The sequence below is a fragment of the Vibrio sp. 1CM23M genome, assembly GCF_023161755.1.
Taxonomy (GTDB): Bacteria; Pseudomonadota; Gammaproteobacteria; order Enterobacterales; family Vibrionaceae; genus Vibrio; species Vibrio coralliirubri.
On sequence record NZ_JALNTR010000003.1, the window covers coordinates 221114 to 240457 of the forward strand.

Sequence of the window (19344 nt, forward strand, 5' to 3'; positions counted from 1 at the left end):
GGAGAATACAGAATGAAAACAATAGGAAACATCATTTGGTTTCTGTTCGGTGGCGTATTTATGGGACTGGCTTGGTGGTTTTTCGGACTGCTCGCATTCCTAACCATCGTTGGTATTCCATGGGGTAGAGCGTGTTTTGTTATGGGTAACTTCTCATTCTTCCCATTTGGTCAGGAAGCGATTTCACGTGACGAGCTAACCAATGAAATAGACATCGGTACGAGCCCGCTAGGCGTGATTGGTAACGTGATTTGGTTCTTATTTGCGGGGATCTGGCTTGCGATTGGTCACATCATGTCAGCTGTGGCGTGTTTCATTACTATCATCGGTATTCCGTTCGCGATTCAACACCTTAAGCTAGCGGTTATCTCACTGGCGCCAATCGGTAAGACGGTTGTCGATAAACGTGAAGCAGAAGCGGCGCGAGTAAGAAATTACAAAGGTTAAGATTACACTCTCAGCCTGATTGAACTGAAAAGCACATCGCATGATGTGCTTTTTTGTGCCTCTGTTCTTATCTTTCGATACTCATCTCATAAATACTAACTAGACGTTGTTGAGCTAGACATTATTGAGCTACACATTGTTGAATAGGACTTCAAGCCGCAGGGTGATGTTGGCTTCTTCGGTGTGTTTCTCATAGGATTCTCGTTCCCATTGATAACGAGGGATGAGTTCGTAGAACAGCCACTCTTTCCATACGTTTTGTCGGTAGGTAACCGAAACCTGAGCGTATTCGTAATGATTATCAGGCTCATCCGTTGCATTAATCGTGGCGCTATATTGAAGTGCTTGGTCTTGGGCAAGGTAGTGATACAAGGTTAGCCCTGTACCATAGTTCCAACCTTTAAGGTCGTCGTTATATCCTGCAAAGCTTGACCATCGAGCTAAGAAATCATCACTCAAAGAAAGATCAAAATCGATGTCAGTGATTTCGCCAGTCTCTTGTTTTTCTTGATATACACGTTGGGTAAGCCTGAATACCGCATCGGTTGTGAGAGGGTAGGTAAAACGGTAACGAGCTTCAATGCGCGGTCGCAATGTTGCCTTAATATTGAAGCTGCTATAACCCTTGGCATAGGCGTCGTAACGCAGGCCTAATGCACTTTCCAACTCATCGGAATCATTTGGAAAAAAATCCAAGAACTCTTCATCACTAACAGATTCGTAGATCAATTTTAGGCGTTTACTCACAAAAGGAAGATGCAGACGCGCATTGAGCTTGGTCGAGTAGTCGAGCTCCCCGCCTTCTGAATAAATAAAATCGTTATACCAACGCACAGATGTGCCAGCTCTGGCATCTTCAGTTATTCGATCATCGACAAAGAAGCTATCGAACCAGAGTGCAGGTTGGCAAAATTTACTGTTCAGAAAATGGTAAGCCTTTTCGACAGGGACGTCTTCTAACGGCTGACTGTGGCACTCATTCTGTTCCTCTGCCTGAACGGAGTATGAAATGAGTGACGCCAATAATGAGGTGCTAGCTATCCTACGACTCAATGGAACCTGTTTGTTATTCTATATATCAATAGTTTGACTATAACCAAGCGATTGCAACAATGCGACTTTTTAGTGATTAGCGAGGAAGATAAAGGTTTGAAAGGGATTGGATAGAAAAAAGAAAACGGACTCACAAGGTGAGTCCGTTTGTGTTGGTATCGATTGGTTTCTAGAACCTAGATTACATTGCCGCCTCGAAGATTGCTGAGATCTCTTCGTGAGTTGCTTGTTTAGGGTTTGTGAAACCACAAGCATCTTTCAGTGCATTATCAGACAGCGTTGGGATATCTTCTAGTTTCGCACCAAGTTGCGCGATACCAGTTGGAATGTTCACGTCATTTGCAAGTTGAACAATCGCGTTGATCGCTGCTTCTGCGCCTTGTTCTGCCGTCATGCCTTCAACATTCACACCCATTGCTTTTGCCACATCACGTAGACGCTCAGGGCAAACTTGTGCGTTGTAGCGTTGAACGTGCGGCAGCAGGATAGCGTTACATACACCGTGTGGAAGGTCGTAGAAACCACCCAGTTGGTGCGCCATTGCGTGAACATAGCCAAGAGAAGCGTTGTTGAACGCCATGCCTGCCATGAACTGTGCGTAAGCCATCTGCTCACGAGCTTCAATGTCTTCACCGTGCGATACTGCTGTTCTTAGGTGCGCTTGCACTAGTTCGATCGCTTTAATTGCTACAGCGTCTGTAATTGGCGTTGCCGCGATTGAAACGTAAGCTTCGATTGCGTGCGTTAACGCATCCATACCAGTTGCAGCAGTTAATGATGCAGGTTTAGCAAGCATCAACTCAGGATCGTTTACTGAGATAAGCGGTGTTGTGTGCTTATCAACGATAGCCATCTTAATGTGACGAGCTTCGTCAGTAATGATGCAGAAACGTGTCATCTCAGATGCCGTACCAGCCGTGGTGTTGATAGCGATCAATGGCATCATTGGCTTTTCAGATTGGTCTACGCCTTCGTAATCTGCAATCTTGCCGCCGTTAGAAGCAACCAGAGCGATGCCTTTTGCACAGTCGTGTGGAGAACCACCGCCTAGAGAAATAACAAAATCACAATCGTTGTCAGTCAGCAATTCAAGACCATCGTTCACGTTCGTGATGGTTGGGTTTGGTTGAGTGCCGTCGAATACAACTGCGTCCACGCCGCGTTGGCTAAGTAGGTCTTGTACCTGTTTAACCACACCAATTTGGTTAAGGATCTTATCCGTAACGATCAGACCTTTTTTGAAGCCTTGAGACTGAATGCTATCAGCAGCATCTTTCAAACAACCTGTACCCATGAAGTTGATTGTAGGGATATAAAATGCAGTAGGCATTGGAAAACTCCGTTAATTATGATTTTTAATTTCCTATATGTTGTCGGCAATCAACTGGTCGACCATTGATCTGGAACAACTTTGATTCCGAACTACCACTTTGTGGCTAGTCGTTGTGATAGGGCTCATATAGCAATCGTTTTCATGTTTTTTGGCTGTGCTCTTTGTCATTAATGGATCGTGATAAATTGGCTCCACCAAGAGCAGAATGGTGCTCTATAACAATGAAAATTAAGATTTTTCATTGAAAGTTGATCTGGTTAGGCAGGTGTCGACGTGTTATCGGAGTCATCACTGCATTCAATTTGAGGATTTTGCGACTCTTCAGAACCAAGGATGTCTTCTGGCTCTTCGTCATAGTATTTGACAAGAAAAGGGGTGAGCATGACAGATGACGGTAAAAAGTGCTTCATAATACCTCCCGGTACCTAAGTGTGTTTCTTGTATGGTATTGGTTTAATATTTGGCAAAATTTGCGATACATCATGACTTGTTGCTTGTTTTCTATAAATTCTTAGAACTATATTCAGGCTCACAAAAATGGTAGTAGAATGAACACTTAGCCTTTGAGGCTAAGAAAGAACAAAAATAACACGGCTAGATAGCGCGAATAATAGGACAGATAATGAAGTACGATTGGATATTCTTTGATGCAGACGAAACCTTGTTCCATTTTGATGCTTATCAAGGAATGAAGCTGATGTTTTCTCGCTTTGGTGTGGACTTTAACGAACAAGATTATACGGCTTATCAAAAGGTTAACTTGCCACTTTGGGTCGATTACCAAGATGGCCGAATTACGGCTGATCAACTGAAACACACACGTTTCGAAAGTTGGGCTGAGAAGTTAGAAACAACAACTGCAGAATTAAACAGCGCATTTCTAACAGCAATGGCGGATATCTGTTCTCTGCTCCCGGGTGCTAAAGAGTTAATGGAATCGTTACAAGGCAAGGTGAACATGGGCATCATCACTAACGGTTTTACAGAGTTGCAGTCAATCCGTTTAGATCGCACAGGAATGACGGATTACTTTGAGCACGTGATCATTTCTGAAGAAGTAGGGGTAGCCAAACCGGATGCCGAGATTTTTGAATATGCGCATAAGCTGGTTGGATTGCCATCGAAGCAAAGAATATTGATGGTCGGGGATAACCCACATTCCGATATTCTAGGTGGACTCGATTTTGGCATCGAAACTTGTTGGTTAAACAGTCAAGAAAAGGCAACTCCAGCGGGTATCAATCCTCACTACCAAGTGAAGTCTTTGGCTGACTTGCAAGCTCTACTGCTGGCTTAGTGAATAGTTAACAACTGACCGCCACTAGCGAATACACAATCATAATCGGTTGATTTCTTTAATCGACCAATGCTTTGTAAATTGATTGGCGTTTCGTTAATTGACCAATGATTTGTTAAATTGATTGATGCTTCGTAGATTGATAGATACTTTGTAAACAAAGTGTTGATGGCCGAGTACGAAAATGTACTCGGCCAATTATTTTGAACTTGGTTTTACCATAGAGTGACCATCAAAACAGATAAAGGAAAAGGTGTGCTGAAATCTCATCGTTATAGCTGCTACGGTATTATCGCCATTTTACTATGGAGCTGCTTGATTGCTCTGTCTCGTAGTGTCTCAGAACAGCTAGGTCCAATTGGTGGTGCGGCCAGCCTTTACACGGTGAGTGCGCTGTTGTTGATCTGTGTTATGGGTCTACCAAAGCTGTCACGCTTTTCTAAGTCTTATTTGCTGATTGGCGGCACCTTGTTCGTTTGTTATGAGATCTTTTTGGCTTTGGCGTTGGGAATGGCGAACAGCCGACATCAAGCGATAGAGATGGCGGTAATCAACTATCTATGGCCAGCACTGACGGTGTTATTTGCGGTGCTGCTGAGCGACAAGAAGATTAACTGGCTGGTTTATCCAAGTATCTTCTTGGCATTCTTTGGTGTGGCTTGGAGCATCAGCGGTGACCAAGGTCTCTCTGTCGACCAGATTGCTGCCAATATTGCGACCAACCCTAAAACCTATTCTATGGCGTTTTTCGGTGCGATTATTTGGGCCGTTTACTGCAACTACACCCAGCGTGTCGCGAAAGGGCAGAATGCGATTGTGCTTTTCTTTATCGCTACGGCGATCACTTTGTGGATCAAATACGCATTGAGTGATGAAACCGGCATGGTGATGACAACGAGTGCGGCGATTGATTTGGCGCTAGCTGGCGCTTGTATGGGCGCAGGCTACGCACTTTGGAACACGGCGATTCTTGGTGGCAACATGGTGTTTTTGGCAACCATGTCGTACTTTACGCCAATCTTCGCGACGCTACTTTCCTCGGTGATTTTGGGCTTGTCATTGACCATGACGTTTTGGCAGGGCGTATGTATGGTAACCGTTGGTTCACTGGCTTGCTGGTGGGTAACAAGAGAAAAGCCGACGGCAAAGGCGTCGGCTTCTAAAAAGGTTCAATCTCAGTCGTAATTTGCGTTTGTGTTCCAGCGTCATTTGCTAGGTGAAAGCTTAGCTCGCGACATTGAGGTTTAATTGCAGCTCATAAGGCATCTTCGATAGGCGTCGCTTAAGTTGGCGGCGCGTACGTTCAATATCATCGACTGCAATCGCTTGTTGGTTATTGGTATGAATATCAACATTGATACGTAATTCTGGACCAACCTTAGTCACACCCATCAGCTCCAAATCTTGCTCCGCTTCTTTGTCTACCGCGACAACGTTCTTATCTACCGCATCACAAATATCTTTGTTTGCCGACATCATAAGCAGTTCGCGCATGGCTTCACGTAACATGTCGAAAGGCACTTTGATGAAGTAGAAAGACATTAGCAACATCATCATTGGGTCGGCATACACCGCGTATTCTGCAAGCGGAGAAAAAGTAATAAACCAAGCTGCTACGAAACCCGCTGTTACCGCTACACTCAATAACGTATCCATCTGCCACTGTTTAGACTCAGCCTGAATCAGACCTGAAGAAATACGTTTGCTCTTATTCGCGATGTACCACCAAGCGTAACCACAACCCAACACGTTGAAAATACCAAACAGAGTTGCAATAGAAGCATCAACTTCACGACCACCCGTCATTAAGGCACCAATCGCAGAGTAAAGTGAATAACCAACCACAAGCAGAATCACAACGGCTTTGATGGCAATCACAATCGGCTCGATGATAGCTCGACCGAACGGGAACTCTCTATCTGAAGGGCGGTTAATGTATTTTGAAGCAGCTAGTGACAATAAAGTTAACAGTAAGCTGATAAGAGAATAGACACCGTCAAATACTATGACCAGAGAGCCAACGAGAAGACCCAACACCAATCCGCCAATTGCGAAGCCTGATGCTAAAAGGGCTGAGAACAATAGTACTCGATTTTCGTTTTGGCTTTTCCTGTCACACATAATATTTTCCAGATGTTTTTGATAACTTCATTGTTCTAATATTGAGCTAACTTTACAAACTTTATCTGATGACGTTTATATGTCCTATTTAAGTAAAATGTATAAATGCATTAAATTCAGTGGCTTAAGTTAAATTTAAGGTGTCAATAAAGTTGACGTTGAGTGTTTTTTGGGGATGTTATGCAACTGAAATAGGATCGTTTATGATTAATAAAACACATTAGTCGCTAAGGTTTTATTGGTCTTCTAGATTGAACTGCGACTGCGACTGCGACTGCGATGGACAAGGAGTGAATCAATATGAAGTTTGACGATATCAGTGATAACGAGTTGTGGGCGATTGCTAACCCGATCATGGATAATCTGATGGATGGTTCAACCAAGGTTGATCATGAGCAGCACTGTCGAGACTTTACTCAAAGGATGAAAGACATTGTTACACCAGATTATTTAGAGAAGGTGTGTCACCATTATCAGCACAGTAATGGCTTTTTTGCTGAGCGTGAGCCAGTTGCGCTGTTTAGACGTTCAGACTCCATCGCTTTTGTGTGGAAACAAGCTTACACCATCGCCAAAGGTGAGTTTGTCGCCGAAATGGTATTGGTTGAAGAAGACGGACGCTACTTAGTGGATCACGTGATGGTTTTTTAGGAGCAGTGCTGTTTGTGATTTTGTCCTTTGTTATAGGCGATAAGCAATAAGCGCGAGCTAGAAATCAAACAAATAATCACTAAGCTGGTCGGCTAACCAATTCATTCCTGGGTGCTCTGCCATACCAGCTGCGGTAAACATACAGTAGTCTTCTTGCGTTAAGCCGTAGGTGTGTTTGATCACGGCAAGCTCTTGTTCACGCAGTAAATGGCGAATCAATGGCTCTGGCATTACGCCCCACGCCTCTTCACGTAAAATCGTATCCAACATAAAGTCAAAGCTAGAGAAACCAATGTAACGACGAGAAAAGGGCTCAAGCTCAGGATTATCCTTCTCATTAAGATAAACCATGGTCGCTTGCATCGAATTTCTCAGTACCTCATCAGACACTCGTCGCATCGCACTCAAATCATGCCCTTTCTTACACACAGACATCATTCGAATCTTACCAAGCGGATTGTAGATAATTCTTGGGTCATCGACACGTTCGTAGTCGACACCAAATGCGAAGTCGACTTGCTGAGTTTCAACTAGGTTCGCTAAATCGCCGCTTGACGCGAGAACGAAGTTGAACGAGGTAGAAGGGTATTTGTTGTTTAAGGCGTGAGATAAGTCCTGCCACATTTCATCGGGTAGGGAGTCATCTCGTGCTATCCAAATCTCCGCGTTGAATTCGCCCGAGACATGCAAGCAGGTTTGTTTAATACGCGCGGCTGTCACCAACATGCCTTCGCAATCCTTGTAAATCGCTTTACCCGCTTCTGAAAGCTCAACGTGGTTTCCGCTGCGGACGAACAGCTCGACATCTAACTCTTTTTCCAAGGCTTTAATCGACATGCTGAGTTTGGTTCGGTTGCATTCTAACTGGCGTGCGGCTTCAGAAACTGATCCTAAATCAGCAACGGAACAAAAGGCTTGGACTTGAGAAAGGTTCATTTCATTTCCATATTGAGCGGGGGTCGGTGCATATTATCTGAATATTGTGCTGACTATCTTAGAAATAGTCCATCTTTGCATGATAACTCTATGACGAATTGACTAATTTGGTTTACTCTGGGGAAGTTCCGAACCTACAAGAAGTAAAGATGGAGGCCATGATGGCGAAACAATGGGACGAATACGCCGTTGATTGGGATAAAGATCCCGCGACCGCAGTATTCGCACAGTCCGTATTTGACCAGTTAACACAGCTCGTTGATTTAAACGGAACCCGTGTCCTTGATTTTGGTTGTGGTACAGGACTACTCAGCCAGAAAATATCTCCTTTAGCAAAAGAGATCATCGCACTTGATATCTCTGAAGGGATGATTGAAGAGTTAGATAAGAAAGAGTTACCTAACGTTGAACCGGTAGTTGATATTTTATCGCGCGGACTTGCAGCGCAGCATCCAGCATTCAGAAACCAGTTTGACCTAGTGGTAGCCTCTTCGGTGTGTGGTTTTATCCCGAACCTACAAGACACAGTCAGTCTGATTTACACGCTGCTTGAAAACGACGGTACGTTTGTACACTGGGATTGGTACTTGGAAAGCGACACTGAAGACTACGGTGTAAGCCAACAGCGCTCAGAAAATGTATTGAGTGCAGCGGGCTTTGCAGTGGTTGAGGTCTCTACACCGTTCTTGATTGACACTCCACAAGGAGAGTTAAAGGTATTAATGGGTGTTGGACGTAAACAAGCGCTTCCAGATCTGTAATCGTGTGTATGCCTTGAGCTAGCATTCAGAATGCTCATTTAAACTACTAAACCCACATTAACGACTTTAAGTCAGTTATGTGGGTTTTCTCTTTTTGGCGCTATTGTTTTAAACAGAACGAGTTAGCGCTTTCTCATTTCTTCACTATTAACTCTGGTTTCCCTATTTCCCATCTCGCTCATAGAAAACTCAACACCGCTAATTTACAAATTACTTATTTCCATTTTGGAAATGTAGTCTTGCATACATTTCATTAGTGGAAATATAAGGGTGAGATATAAAATAAGCCCATAATAACATTAAGGGTTTAATCATGAGCCACCAATCTGCGTCATCTACTTCTTCACCACTTTCAGAGCAACAACAACGCTTTAGCAATATCATTTCAGATGCCAAACTGTCACCAAAACAGAAGTCGAGCTATCTTGCATTAGAAGCTGAAGCCAGCCTGCCGTATATGCCGGTAAACAAAGAAGTAGAGCAAGCCTTACAACAAGGTGTGCTGTGTGACATGTTTGAAGGACACGCCCCATTTAAGCCGCGCTATGTACTTCCAGATTATTCTAAATACTTACATCAAGGCTCAGAGTATTTAGAGCTTAGTGCGGCAACCAACTTCGATGAAGCATTGAACATGCTTACCATCCTTTACCACCATGTTCCTTCTGTCACTTCAATCCCGGTTTACCTAGGTCAGTTGGATGATGTGTTGATGCCTTTCGTTGGCGACTTAACGGAAGAGCAGGTATACCAAAAGATTAAACTCTTCTGGATCATGTTGGATCGCACACTGCCAGACGCGTTTATGCATGTGAATATCGGCCCGAAGGACAACATTATCTGCCGTACGATTTTACATGTAGACGCTGAATTGAAGCAGATCGCGCCAAACTTAACCTTTATGTACGACCCAGCCGTGACCCCTGATGATCTACTTCGTCATGCGGCGAGCAACATCTGTGAATGCAGTAAACCACATATTGCAAACTATCCAGCGCATGCCGAGGCTTACGGCGATAAGCGTTTTGGTATTGTGAGCTGCTACAACTCTCTGCCGTTAGCGGGTGGTTCAAACACCTTGGTGCGTATGAACCTTAAGCAAGTGGCGTTGAAGTCTGAGGACAGTGCTGATTTCTTACAACAAGTATTGCCGAACTACAGTGGTATCATGGTTGAGTTGATGAACGCTCGAAGCCGCTTCTTGCATGAAGAGTCTAACTTCTTCGAAGGCTTTTTAACCAAAGAAGGTTTGATCGAAGAAGATCGCTTTGCGCCAATGTTCGGTATTTATGGCATGGCGGAAGCCGTTAACATCTTGATGGAGAAAGAGGGCCAAGCAGGGCGTTATGGTCACGATGAACAGGCGAATCAGCTTGGTCATCGTATCTCTGAAAAGCTGGCTGAGATCGTTGAACGCTCTGAAGTGAAGTATGGGTTAGAAGGTAAAGCTCTGCTGCATGCTCAAGGTGGTATTAGTCTAGATGAAGATGTGACCCCGGGTGTCCGTATTCCTTATGGTACCGAGCCGGATCCAGTATCTTACGTTCGCGCAACTGCGGGTCACCATAAGTTCTACACCTCAGGCATCAGTGACATTCTGACCATCGACGAAACAGTGAAATCTAACCCTGAAGCGATGTTCAATTTGTGTAAAGGTGCGATTCAAGCGGGTTACCGTGAGTTTACGGCTAACGTGGCATCAAACGATTTGGTTCGCGTGACGGGTTACATGATTAAGCTGTCTGACATTGCCAAATATGACGAGCAAGGCTCACGCACCAATACCACCTTCTTAGGTGCTGAAGCTGCGAAGAACACGGGCATATTAAAGCGTAAACCACGCGTGGCGAGCTTAGAGATGTCGCCGACATACGAATAGCTTTAACGTGTGTGATGCGTTTCGAATACGAACAATGTGAATTATGAAAATTTCTGATCTAACAACTCAAATGGCTAGGGTTAAAAATAATAAGACAGAAAAACAAGCGAAGGTCAGCCGTGTGCTGACCTTTTCTTGTGTTGACGGCCCGGGAAACCGCTTAGTGCTATTCCTTCAGGGCTGCAACTTTGACTGTATTACCTGCCACAACCCCCACACAATCAATCATTGTAACCATTGTGGTGACTGCGTTAGCGGCTGTCCAAGCCGTGCTTTAAGTATGGTTGATGGCAAAGTGAAGTGGGACCCAGCAGCTTGCACTAACTGCGATCAGTGCATTGATGCCTGCGACCATAAGTCGAGCCCGAAAATTACCACAATGACGGTCTCAGAGGTGATTGAACTCGTCAGACATAATCAGTTTTTCTTGAGTGGAATTACCGTTTCTGGCGGTGAAGCGACTATGCAGTTGCCATTTATCATAGAACTGTTTGAGGCGATTAAAAGTGATCCACAGCTAGCGCATCTCACGTGCTTTATTGATAGTAATGGTTCGCTGTCACTGCAAGGGTGGGACAAGGTGTTGCCTTATCTCGATGGTGCGATGATTGACCTAAAATCATGGCAATCGGAAACACATCAATGGTTAGTGGGCAGAGGTAATCATAGGGTGTTTGAAACCATTAACTACTTAGCAGGTAAAGGAAAACTGCATGAAGTTAGGTTGCTGCATATCCCAAATAAAAGCGATCTTGAAGATGAAATTGAACAGGTGGGGCGTTACTTGAAGACTCTACCAAGTGATGTTCGAATTCGACTGAATGCGTTTCAACATCATGGTGTCATTGGCGAAGCGTTAGATTGGCCGAAATGTACCAAACAACAGATGCAGAGCTTTCACGATAAGCTCTACACCATAGTACAAAGACCGATGCAAACCCCTGAGGTTTATACCTAACCTGTATGTTGCTTAGACGGTCAATCAGGCTTCTAAAAACAGGTCACACAACCACTTGATCGCTTGATCATTCATGTTGGGCTTGTTCCACACCAAGCTATATGCCACCTTACCGTAATCAAAAGGCAAGGGCTTGCTCACTAAGCCCTGAGCTTGTTTAGCATGCTCAGCCCACTGTTTAGAGCAAGTGAACAGGAAAGGTGTGTGGTGACACAACACTGCCGCAGCGCCGAAGTCCGCGACCGATATTGCCATCTCTCTTGGCTGGTGGCATTGAACCAAGTTTTGCTCAAAGTAGGGCTGAGACAGTTCGTTATCTAAAATGCCAATGTGCTTGTAATCTAAGTAGCCTTCTACCGTCAGTTCTTGCTGAGCAAGAGGGTGGTGTGCGCCCATCAAACAAACCATTTCATCAGGAAGAATTGTTTCCCAAACCAGCTCTTTGTTATCGGTGGGCGGCTGAGATATATCATGGGGCAGTAAGATCAAATTGACCTTGCCACTGAGCAAAGCATCGAAGCCGAGCTGTTGTTTCGAATAGATGTTGAGCTTCGCGTTTGGCGCGAGTTCAGTGGTGATTTTACTTATCTTAGAGGCAAATACTTCGAAGGTACTTTCGCGCATCGAAAGTGAAAAGCTGCCTTGGTACTCATGAGGGGTAAAACTCTTCTGATGAAGCAGTCCGTTCATGCTTGAAAGAATTGCATGAACCGTCGGCGCTATCTTGAGAGCAAAGGGAGTCGGGATAAGCTTGGTACCATCTCGATAGAAAAGCTCATCATTCAGGATGTCACGTAGCTGAGACAGGGTTTTGCTTACACTCGAAGGGCTGACACAGAGTTGCTCTGAGGTCTGAGTGACACTGTGGGTGTTGAGCATAATATGCAGCGCAGTGAGGTGCTTAAGGCTCACCCTAGATAAGTGTAAGTAATCCATTTGTGACTCACGCATTCAGATTGGCTTGTGATTTTGCATGAACGACAAAATCGAACAAGCCAAATTGGATAAAGGTTATTTACGAGCTAGCTTATGGTGCGCTCGTGAAAAGTGGCCGGCACAAAATGCGCCTACAATCGATAGCTCACCCGCCAAACACAATGCAGCACAAACTTCAGCTAGGGCTTGTGATTTACCGTTGCCATGCAGCCCAAGTAAATCTAAACAGGCTTTTTGACTTGGCAAGCCGGTACCACCGCCGACAGTCCCCACCATTAAGTTAGGCAGTGTTACGCTCGCGTATAAACCGCCTTCTTTGTTGAGCTCCATACGCGTCATACCAATCGCTGACTCAGCGACACAGGCCGCGTCTTGGCCACAAGCGATATAAAGTGCCGCCAGCGCATTCGCATAATGAGCATTGATACCGATAGTACCACTCAAAGCGCCACCGACTGTGGTCATTTGACCAAACAGGACCATCTTCTCAGGCGTCGTGTGTAGGTACTTCGCGACAAGCTCAGCAGGGATATTAACCTCAGCAGTTACCTTTTTGCCACGAACGCTGCGCAAGGTTTGGGTATTGGCTTTCTTATCGCCTGACAAGTTGCCATCAAGGAAAGCATGGTCAGGCTTAACTGGCGTATTTTCGATGATGTACTCAAACACGGCATTGGTTGCGATGGTCACCATATTCTGACCAGAAGCGTCTCCGGTTAGAAATTCGAACACCAAGTAAACATGGTTACCTTCGATGTTGATATTAATGTCGGTCAGCTTGCCGTGTGATGTTGTTGATTCTGCCAAGATCTTGAACTGGTCATACTGAGTCACAGCCCAAGCCACAAACTGTCCGGCTTCAACTAATCCTTGGAATGCAAAGCCAGGAGTACGTGTTACGCCTTCATTGAGCAACATAGCACTTGCACCACCACAAGCCGTAATCAGCTTAGAACCACGATTGTAAGACGCGACAAGCGCAGCTTCTGTGGTCGCGAGTGGTACTAAGTAATCGCCCGTAGCAAATAGGCCATTAACTCTTAGTGGGCCTGAGACACCGACAGGGACTTTAACTGTACCAATAAAGTGCTCAATGTTTTTCTCATAAGCTTGGATCTGGCTTTGTGTATGAGGGTCGAGCAGTTCTTGCTGTGAATCTGCATTATCGAGCGCTGTCCAGCGACGAGTGAGATTCTTTTCTGTCAGGTAGGGGCTAGGTGTCAGCTTATTTACTGGCTTTTCAAAATGAGGCTGAAGCTTTTTTTCTAATTCGTCTGCGGAGATGTCGCCTCCTAAAATAGAAACATAGTCACGGCGATGCAGATTTAGTTTTGGCATAAATAGTATGAAGTAAAGTTTGTGCAGCAAATTGGTTTGCGCTGATTCTACCGAGTAATAAACCAGAAACAAGCGCCTGATATAATGAGTTACAGTTTGTGTGGTTGTTGAAGCAAAAAGCAGCGAAGTTTCGCGAAATATAGGCTGTATTTGAGCGAAATTTAGATATGAATGTCGAGAAGGCTACCGATGGCTTCGTTTTGACGATCAACCACACTCGCACCAACGCGGTTATAACTTGCGCTTTGTGTCAGTTTAATCAGGGAATCGGTTGAAGATGAAGCAGGTTCAGGTTCTTTGTCTTTAAAAGAAATGGATTGTTCAGGCTCTATTTGATTAAAGCTGAGATCGCTAGTTTGGAAAGTGTCGTCGGAATCTAGAGCGTGTTTGGAGGCTTGGTTGAGCTCGATTGCGGCTTCTTCAGCCATGTTAGTGGATTGCTGAATAATGGCGTAACCAGATTGAATACCAGATATCGACATATCAGAACCTTTTATTGACGTATGAAATGAGTCTAGGCGGACGATATTTTGAGCGCAATGGTGAACAGATGAAATTTACGGTGAAAATGTGAACTTAGGCTAAAATAGTGATGTCTGTCTATTAACTGAACAGGTCATTTAGCGCGTTTAACTCTTCATCAGTAAGCAAAGAAGGCTTCTCTGTTTCAAGGTTGCCGTCGATCTCACCCTGAAGTGCTTTTAATTGTTGTGGGCTAAGAAGCTGTATTTGCTGCTTAAATGCTTCAAATTGCTGTGTATTCATAGTGTGACCTTTGTTCAAATCCATATGCTCTTTAGAGCATAGCCTACTGATTCAGGAAATCAAACAAGATTAAGTGAATATTAAATGATGTTTGAAGTTTCTTGAAACTAAGACAACTATAAATTCCTGTGGTCGTTTTTTGTCCGAGAAATGTTAGGCAAAGTTAAGGCTTGGTCAATCAAAGTCAGAAAATTCCCACAATGTAAAAACGCCTGCAACCCTTGTAGCGCAAGGGTAGGTAAGTAATTGCTCTACCCAATTAGGGGTATAGGTAAAGCAATGTATAAATATTTGTGATGATCAAAAGATAAGCAGTTGGCGTTATCTTTTTGTTTTTACGGTATTTTGTTTGTTGCTCAAGAAGCTTCCGTTTCAAACGGCTTATCGATCTTAACCTTAACGGCAAACTTGGTTGCTAAGGTATGCAGTTCTGGAAGCATTCGATAGATCAAATGGAGCTGTTGTAGAACCATTTTGACAGAATTCTCATCTTCTTCTCGCCATTCACTCAAACGTTTATCCAACTCAGGGTCATAAGCGTTTTTCACTTCACAATGCTCTTTATGAGAATAGAGTTGATCATTTAGAGCGTCGAGATGCTCGTGGATTACTCTGTGCGCATCTAACACCAGTTTGTGTGTCGCTTCATCATCAATACGCGTTCTGTGAGCACCCAGAGCCGAGATATAGCTAAGTAGAGCATGATTGAGTGTTAAGAATCGGAAGCTCTCATCTTCAGAGGTACGGTACTTACCCGGTTCAACCAACATGCTACTGATGGCGGCAGTCAGGTTTGCATCATTATTATGCGCACTACGTCGAGCGATACGATAGTTAAGGCTATCTTTCTTACCAACACGGTATTGGCCGATGATCTGAGCGAGATAGTTCTTATTGGAATCGAGCGCATCCGCCATCACTTTGTGCAGTCGCTTCGATTGCCAATCAGGCAACACATAAATGACAGCAAGCACGGCGAGAGCACAACCAATAAAGGTATCCGCTAACCTTGGCAATACTACCGCGTAGCCTTCACCTAATTGGTTAAAGCAGAAGAGTACAAGCAGTGTGATAAAGCCGGTCGCAAACCCGTAGTTATTGATTCGAAACGCAAAGAACATCACGCCACTGATCACAATGAACACTAATTGGCTCTCTTGCGACGGGAAGAAAGTCAGTAACGGTACTCCGATCAACAAGCCTGCGACCGTGCCAATGACACGTGCCGTCAGTTTTTGACGGGTTGCACTGTAGTTTGGCTGACACACAAACAGCGTTGTCAGTAGAATCCAGTAACCTCTTTCAATATCAAACCCTTGGATAATCCCGTAGCCTAGCGTCAAAGTGATCGCCATGCGAATCGCGTGGCGGAATAGCATTGAATCGGTGTGCAAGTTAGCTTTGATCTTGTGCCACATTGCCGTCAAAGTATGAGGATTGGTATCGTCCAATACACCTTCTTCAATCTTCTCTGCATCTGGGTTGCTGATATTCGAAAGCTGTTTTTCAACGGTTGCTAGGTTATTGAATAAGTAATCCAACTGGTTCAGCAGTGATTTCCATTCAGGGTTGTTCTGTTGGTGCAGGTGATTGAGCGAAGACATCAGCTCATCAAGTGCCAGTACAGACTTGTCACCATGTTGGTATTCAGCGCCAACTTTCAATGAGCTTGCCACTTCTTTACAAGCTCTTGCCTGCGCTTCCAGTAGATACTTAAATCGAAACAACACGTCAGAGCGTTCAAAGTGTTTTGCTAGCTCTTGATAACGATAGTGGCTAGAGCTTACGCGTTCATGAATATCTTGTGCGATGAAGTAGGTGTTAAGAAATCGGTCACTAGGGCCGTCAATGTGCCCGCGCTTAGAGCGGTTAAGCAGCGTCGCTTTGCACATATTGAGTGCGTTAACGGTACTCGCATTGAGTTTGGCTTCAATGATTCGGTGTGGCTGGGGAATCAAGTCTGAAACGGGGTAGAAGAGTTCCGCTTTTGAATCGATGTAATTACCGATTTGATCGAATACCGTGGCTAGGTTTTGCTGCACCGGTTGCATTGGCCACACTATCTGCCAAATCATCGACATGAAGTAGTACCAAGCGGCGCCAGTTAACAGTAGAAGCGGTTGAAACCAAAGGTTGGTGCTCTCGTGTGCACCAAGCATGGTATAGATGGCAACCAAGAGAGAACCAAACGCGATACTCGCGTATTTAGGGCCAATTGCCCCGAGTATAATAAAAGAGAAGGTTGAAACAAAAAGCCCGATCGCGAACAGCCAAGGCGTATCGAAGAGAAGTTCAATAGAGAAAGCCGCAACCGCGAAACAGATAAAGGTCAGCGTGAGTGCTTTCAAGCGTCCGGTAAAGCTGTCATCACTTTCCGCAAGAGCCGCAGCAATAACGCCTAAGATCAAAGGCGTGATCAGTGTGTTTTGTCCATAATACCAAGCAGGCACCACCACACCGAGCAGAGTGATGAGAATTAATATGCTGTAATTTATGGTTTTATTCGCCCAATAGAGGCGTAATTTGGCTGAGAAGTCCACAGTCGCTCACTTGACACACTAAAAACCATAATCCTAACAGAAATCAAGCACAAGAATTTGATACTTATCCATAATTGCCCGTAGGTGGTCATGAAAGCGTCGATAAGATATGAGATATTATTAATTCTCATTGCATCATGATATAAATTCAATATTCCCAATTAAGAGCACACTCCAATGCAGCTAAGCGCTAACAAGACTGCACAGTTTTTTATTCAAAATGAATATCATCAGGTTGAACTTGATGGTCCACGCTTGCTGTTATCTTCAGTAGGCAGTGAAGAGCGTATCCCATTTACTATTTGGAGTGGCAAGATCGCGATAAAGCGCGGATTGTTTTGGGGATCGCTACAATTTTTTGCTAATCAACAAGATGGAATGCAGCGCAGTTGGTTAGTACAAGGCCTACCTTGGGATCAATGCCGTCAATTTGCACGCGCGTCAGTGGCGGCTTATCAGAAGTGGCACGACACCCAGTGTCAACAATTGGAGGAACACGTTCCTCAATGGGAAGCTGAATTAACACGCCTTGAGCAACTCCCTGCTTTTCTACCGCATTCTAAGGTCAATACTTGGGTTGATATGGTCAACTCAGGCCTAGAAAGTATGACGATGACGCTAGAAGAGGCCGCGCAGCGCATGCCAAATCGCATCGCAAGAATGCAGCCATGGTTGTCTGAAACGGAAATCAAGCAAGCTGAAAGAAACCAGCAATGGCTAGAGACCGAGCGAAAGAACTGGGAAGTGTTGTTTGCGCAATGTGAGTCGTCACCACTGAACTTATCGCAGCAATATGCGGTGTTGATGAATGATGATCACAACCTTATTTTAGCGGGCGCAGGCTCGGGTAAAACCAGCGTTCTAACGGCTCGCGTCGCGTACTTACTGCAAAGCCATCAAGCTCAAGCTGAAGAGTTGCTATTGCTCGCTTTTGGTCGTGAAGCGGCAGAAGAGATGAAGCAACGTCTCGACAGCAAAATTGGTTTATCAGCAGAGAAGGTGCAAGTCAGCACTTTCCACCAGTTGGGTTTAAAGATACTGAATCAAGTTGAACCCGAACGTGTGGTTATTTCTCCTTTAGCGCTCGATGACAACCAACGCCAAGCATGGTGCATTGATTGGTTGAAGAAGCACTGGATGACACCGACCAACTTTAAACGTTGGCAAAAGCACTTGTCTAAATGGCCAATCGCTTATTTAACCGGAGATGATGAGCTTGGTAGCCATGTTTCAAACCTCAAATTGATCGGTTGGCTTGAAAAGCAGCTTGAACAGTTGAATGCGTCGGGCTTAACGAAAAAAGAAGTACAGCAACAGCTGATTGATCATCGAGACTATACGCGCCTCAACAGCGAACTGTCACTGTGTTGGCCATGTGTAACCGCGTGGCAAAAGGAGTTGAAAGAACAGAACCATATCGACTTCTCAATCATGATCAGCCGAGCGACTCAGTATGTCGAGAAGGGCAAGTTTATCTCACCTTGGAAGTTCATCATGATCGATGAGTATCAAGACATCTCACCTGATCGTCTTGCCTTGGTTGAAGCTCTTTGTAATCAGTCTAAAGCCGAGCATCAAGCCTCTATTTTTGCAGTAGGCGATGACTGGCAGTCGATTTATCAGTTTGCGGGTGCGGATGTGGATTTGACCACGGGCTTTAAGGATCGTTTTGAAAGCTCGACCATTCATCACCTAGATACGACTTACCGCTTTAACAATCAGTTAGGTGCGGTGGCTAATCGCTTTGTACAAGAAAACCCAATTCAGATTCCGAAAGAACTGAACAGTTTCAAGCAACAGAAGCAGAAGGCGGTGTACAGTGCGCCAAGTAAAGAAGTTGAGAAGATCCTCGACCAATTGAACCGCCAATCTAAAGGCAAAACCAATAAATCGGTGCTGCTACTTGGACGTAATCATTACCACAAGCCAGAGTTGTTGGAAGACTGGAAGAAGATCTTCACTTCAATTAATATCAAGTTCATGACTTGCCACGGCAGTAAAGGTAAAGAGGCGGACTTTGTCATTATTCTTTGTGTTGACGAAGGACAGTTCCCGACCAAGAAGAAACAGCTGCATATTGATGGCGCATTGACTGAATCATCAGACGCGTTCCCTTATGCGGAAGAGCGTCGTTTGTTCTATGTAGCAATGACGCGAGCAAAAGAGAAAGTATGGATCACGCACAGCGGTGACGGGTCTGGCTTTGTGCAGGAGCTGCATGGTTCTGATTACCCAGTTGTTCGTAAAAAGTGATGTTACTTGACTTGATTGCCTAAGATTAGATCTTCAAGCCCTGCCTTAATATCACAAGGCAGACGCATAAAGCATA

18 protein-coding genes are annotated in these 19344 nt (G+C 44.6%); 8 read left to right on the forward strand and 10 right to left on the reverse strand.

Translation table 11 applies throughout. The features are described 5' to 3' along the window. Positions 1–12 precede the first annotated feature (12 nt). Positions 13–447, forward strand: a complete 435-nt coding sequence (locus MSG35_RS11970) for a YccF domain-containing protein (RefSeq protein WP_052880048.1) — start codon at positions 13–15, stop codon at positions 445–447. Positions 448–576: 129 nt separating this feature from the next. On the opposite strand, the gene MSG35_RS11975 is transcribed toward MSG35_RS11970, so the two are convergent. The 3 genes from MSG35_RS11975 to MSG35_RS11985 form a co-directional block, all read right to left on the reverse strand. Next, positions 577–1500, reverse strand: coding sequence for a hypothetical protein (locus MSG35_RS11975; RefSeq protein WP_248384019.1), 924 nt, complete (start codon positions 1498–1500; stop codon positions 577–579). A gap of 181 nt (positions 1501–1681) precedes the next feature. Continuing rightward, complete coding sequence (gene yiaY, locus MSG35_RS11980; protein WP_248384020.1) at positions 1682–2830, reverse strand: L-threonine dehydrogenase; 1149 nt, start codon at positions 2828–2830, stop codon at positions 1682–1684. Between the two features lie 260 nt (positions 2831–3090). After that, complete coding sequence (locus MSG35_RS11985) at positions 3091–3243, reverse strand: hypothetical protein (RefSeq protein WP_248384021.1); 153 nt, start codon at positions 3241–3243, stop codon at positions 3091–3093. A 212-nt stretch (positions 3244–3455) separates the two neighbouring features. Between MSG35_RS11985 and yjjG the strand changes: the two genes are divergently transcribed. Together yjjG and yddG are read left to right on the forward strand one after the other, a co-directional pair. Then, complete coding sequence (gene yjjG, locus MSG35_RS11990) at positions 3456–4130, forward strand: pyrimidine 5'-nucleotidase (RefSeq protein WP_248384022.1); 675 nt, start codon at positions 3456–3458, stop codon at positions 4128–4130. Between the two features lie 255 nt (positions 4131–4385). Then, complete coding sequence (gene yddG / locus MSG35_RS11995; protein WP_248384023.1) at positions 4386–5315, forward strand: aromatic amino acid DMT transporter YddG; 930 nt, start codon at positions 4386–4388, stop codon at positions 5313–5315. A gap of 39 nt (positions 5316–5354) precedes the next feature. Here the strand turns inward: yddG and MSG35_RS12000 are convergent, their stop codons facing one another. After that, positions 5355–6251, reverse strand: coding sequence for a cation diffusion facilitator family transporter (locus MSG35_RS12000; RefSeq protein ID WP_248384024.1), 897 nt, complete (start codon positions 6249–6251; stop codon positions 5355–5357). A gap of 300 nt (positions 6252–6551) precedes the next feature. Between MSG35_RS12000 and MSG35_RS12005 the strand changes: the two genes are divergently transcribed. Beyond that, a complete protein-coding gene (locus MSG35_RS12005) occupies positions 6552–6902 on the forward strand; it encodes a hypothetical protein (protein WP_248384025.1) in 351 nt (116 codons plus the stop codon). A 57-nt stretch (positions 6903–6959) separates the two neighbouring features. Here the strand turns inward: MSG35_RS12005 and MSG35_RS12010 are convergent, their stop codons facing one another. After that, complete coding sequence (locus tag MSG35_RS12010; RefSeq protein ID WP_016797108.1) at positions 6960–7838, reverse strand: LysR family transcriptional regulator; 879 nt, start codon at positions 7836–7838, stop codon at positions 6960–6962. A 161-nt stretch (positions 7839–7999) separates the two neighbouring features. On the opposite strand from MSG35_RS12010, the gene MSG35_RS12015 reads away from it, so the two are divergent. The 3 genes from MSG35_RS12015 (at position 8000) to MSG35_RS12025 (ending at position 11436) form a co-directional block, all read left to right on the forward strand. After that, positions 8000–8599: a methyltransferase gene (locus MSG35_RS12015; protein ID WP_248384026.1), complete on the forward strand. Its 600-nt coding sequence runs from the start codon at positions 8000–8002 to the stop codon at positions 8597–8599. Positions 8600–8912: 313 nt separating this feature from the next. Then, positions 8913–10478 (forward strand): YjjI family glycine radical enzyme, encoded by a 1566-nt coding sequence (locus MSG35_RS12020; RefSeq protein WP_248384027.1) that lies wholly within the window; start codon positions 8913–8915, stop codon positions 10476–10478. A 43-nt stretch (positions 10479–10521) separates the two neighbouring features. After that, positions 10522–11436, forward strand: a complete 915-nt coding sequence (locus MSG35_RS12025; RefSeq protein ID WP_248384028.1) for a YjjW family glycine radical enzyme activase — start codon at positions 10522–10524, stop codon at positions 11434–11436. A gap of 24 nt (positions 11437–11460) precedes the next feature. Here the strand turns inward: MSG35_RS12025 and MSG35_RS12030 are convergent, their stop codons facing one another. The 5 genes from MSG35_RS12030 to yccS all read right to left on the reverse strand — a co-directional run bounded on the left by MSG35_RS12030 (position 11461) and on the right by yccS (position 17015). Beyond that, positions 11461–12372: a LysR family transcriptional regulator gene (locus tag MSG35_RS12030; protein WP_248384029.1), complete on the reverse strand. Its 912-nt coding sequence runs from the start codon at positions 12370–12372 to the stop codon at positions 11461–11463. A 75-nt stretch (positions 12373–12447) separates the two neighbouring features. After that, positions 12448–13710 carry a hydroxymethylglutaryl-CoA reductase gene (locus MSG35_RS12035; RefSeq protein ID WP_248384030.1) on the reverse strand — a complete coding sequence of 421 codons (1263 nt, stop codon included), beginning with the start codon at positions 13708–13710 and terminating at the stop codon, positions 12448–12450. 161 nt (positions 13711–13871) lie between these two features. Next, positions 13872–14192: a hypothetical protein gene (locus MSG35_RS12040; RefSeq protein ID WP_248384031.1), complete on the reverse strand. Its 321-nt coding sequence runs from the start codon at positions 14190–14192 to the stop codon at positions 13872–13874. A 121-nt stretch (positions 14193–14313) separates the two neighbouring features. Next, complete coding sequence (locus MSG35_RS12045; RefSeq protein ID WP_029235859.1) at positions 14314–14499, reverse strand: hypothetical protein; 186 nt, start codon at positions 14497–14499, stop codon at positions 14314–14316. 332 nt (positions 14500–14831) lie between these two features. Beyond that, positions 14832–17015, reverse strand: coding sequence for a YccS family putative transporter (gene yccS, locus MSG35_RS12050; RefSeq protein ID WP_248384032.1), 2184 nt, complete (start codon positions 17013–17015; stop codon positions 14832–14834). A 177-nt stretch (positions 17016–17192) separates the two neighbouring features. Between yccS and helD the strand changes: the two genes are divergently transcribed. Further along, on the forward strand, positions 17193–19268 hold the full coding sequence (helD, locus tag MSG35_RS12055; protein WP_248384033.1) for a DNA helicase IV: 2076 nt from the start codon (positions 17193–17195) through the stop codon (positions 19266–19268). The last annotated feature ends 76 nt before the right edge of the window (positions 19269–19344 follow it).

Coding starts and splice junctions, on each gene's coding strand:
- MSG35_RS11970 (WP_052880048.1), top strand. CDS start 13: ATGAAAACAATAGGAAACATCATTTGGTTTCTGTTCGGTGGCGTATTT.
- yiaY (WP_248384020.1), bottom strand. CDS start 2,830: ATGCCTACTGCATTTTATATCCCTACAATCAACTTCATGGGTACAGGT.
- MSG35_RS11985 (WP_248384021.1), bottom strand. CDS start 3,243: ATGAAGCACTTTTTACCGTCATCTGTCATGCTCACCCCTTTTCTTGTC.
- yjjG (WP_248384022.1), top strand. CDS start 3,456: ATGAAGTACGATTGGATATTCTTTGATGCAGACGAAACCTTGTTCCAT.
- MSG35_RS12000 (WP_248384024.1), bottom strand. CDS start 6,251: ATGTGTGACAGGAAAAGCCAAAACGAAAATCGAGTACTATTGTTCTCA.
- MSG35_RS12005 (WP_248384025.1), top strand. CDS start 6,552: ATGAAGTTTGACGATATCAGTGATAACGAGTTGTGGGCGATTGCTAAC.
- MSG35_RS12010 (WP_016797108.1), bottom strand. CDS start 7,838: ATGAACCTTTCTCAAGTCCAAGCCTTTTGTTCCGTTGCTGATTTAGGA.
- MSG35_RS12015 (WP_248384026.1), top strand. CDS start 8,000: ATGGCGAAACAATGGGACGAATACGCCGTTGATTGGGATAAAGATCCC.
- MSG35_RS12020 (WP_248384027.1), top strand. CDS start 8,913: ATGAGCCACCAATCTGCGTCATCTACTTCTTCACCACTTTCAGAGCAA.
- MSG35_RS12025 (WP_248384028.1), top strand. CDS start 10,522: ATGAAAATTTCTGATCTAACAACTCAAATGGCTAGGGTTAAAAATAAT.
- MSG35_RS12030 (WP_248384029.1), bottom strand. CDS start 12,372: ATGGATTACTTACACTTATCTAGGGTGAGCCTTAAGCACCTCACTGCG.
- MSG35_RS12035 (WP_248384030.1), bottom strand. CDS start 13,710: ATGCCAAAACTAAATCTGCATCGCCGTGACTATGTTTCTATTTTAGGA.
- MSG35_RS12040 (WP_248384031.1), bottom strand. CDS start 14,192: ATGTCGATATCTGGTATTCAATCTGGTTACGCCATTATTCAGCAATCC.
- MSG35_RS12045 (WP_029235859.1), bottom strand. CDS start 14,499: ATGGATTTGAACAAAGGTCACACTATGAATACACAGCAATTTGAAGCA.
- helD (WP_248384033.1), top strand. CDS start 17,193: ATGCAGCTAAGCGCTAACAAGACTGCACAGTTTTTTATTCAAAATGAA.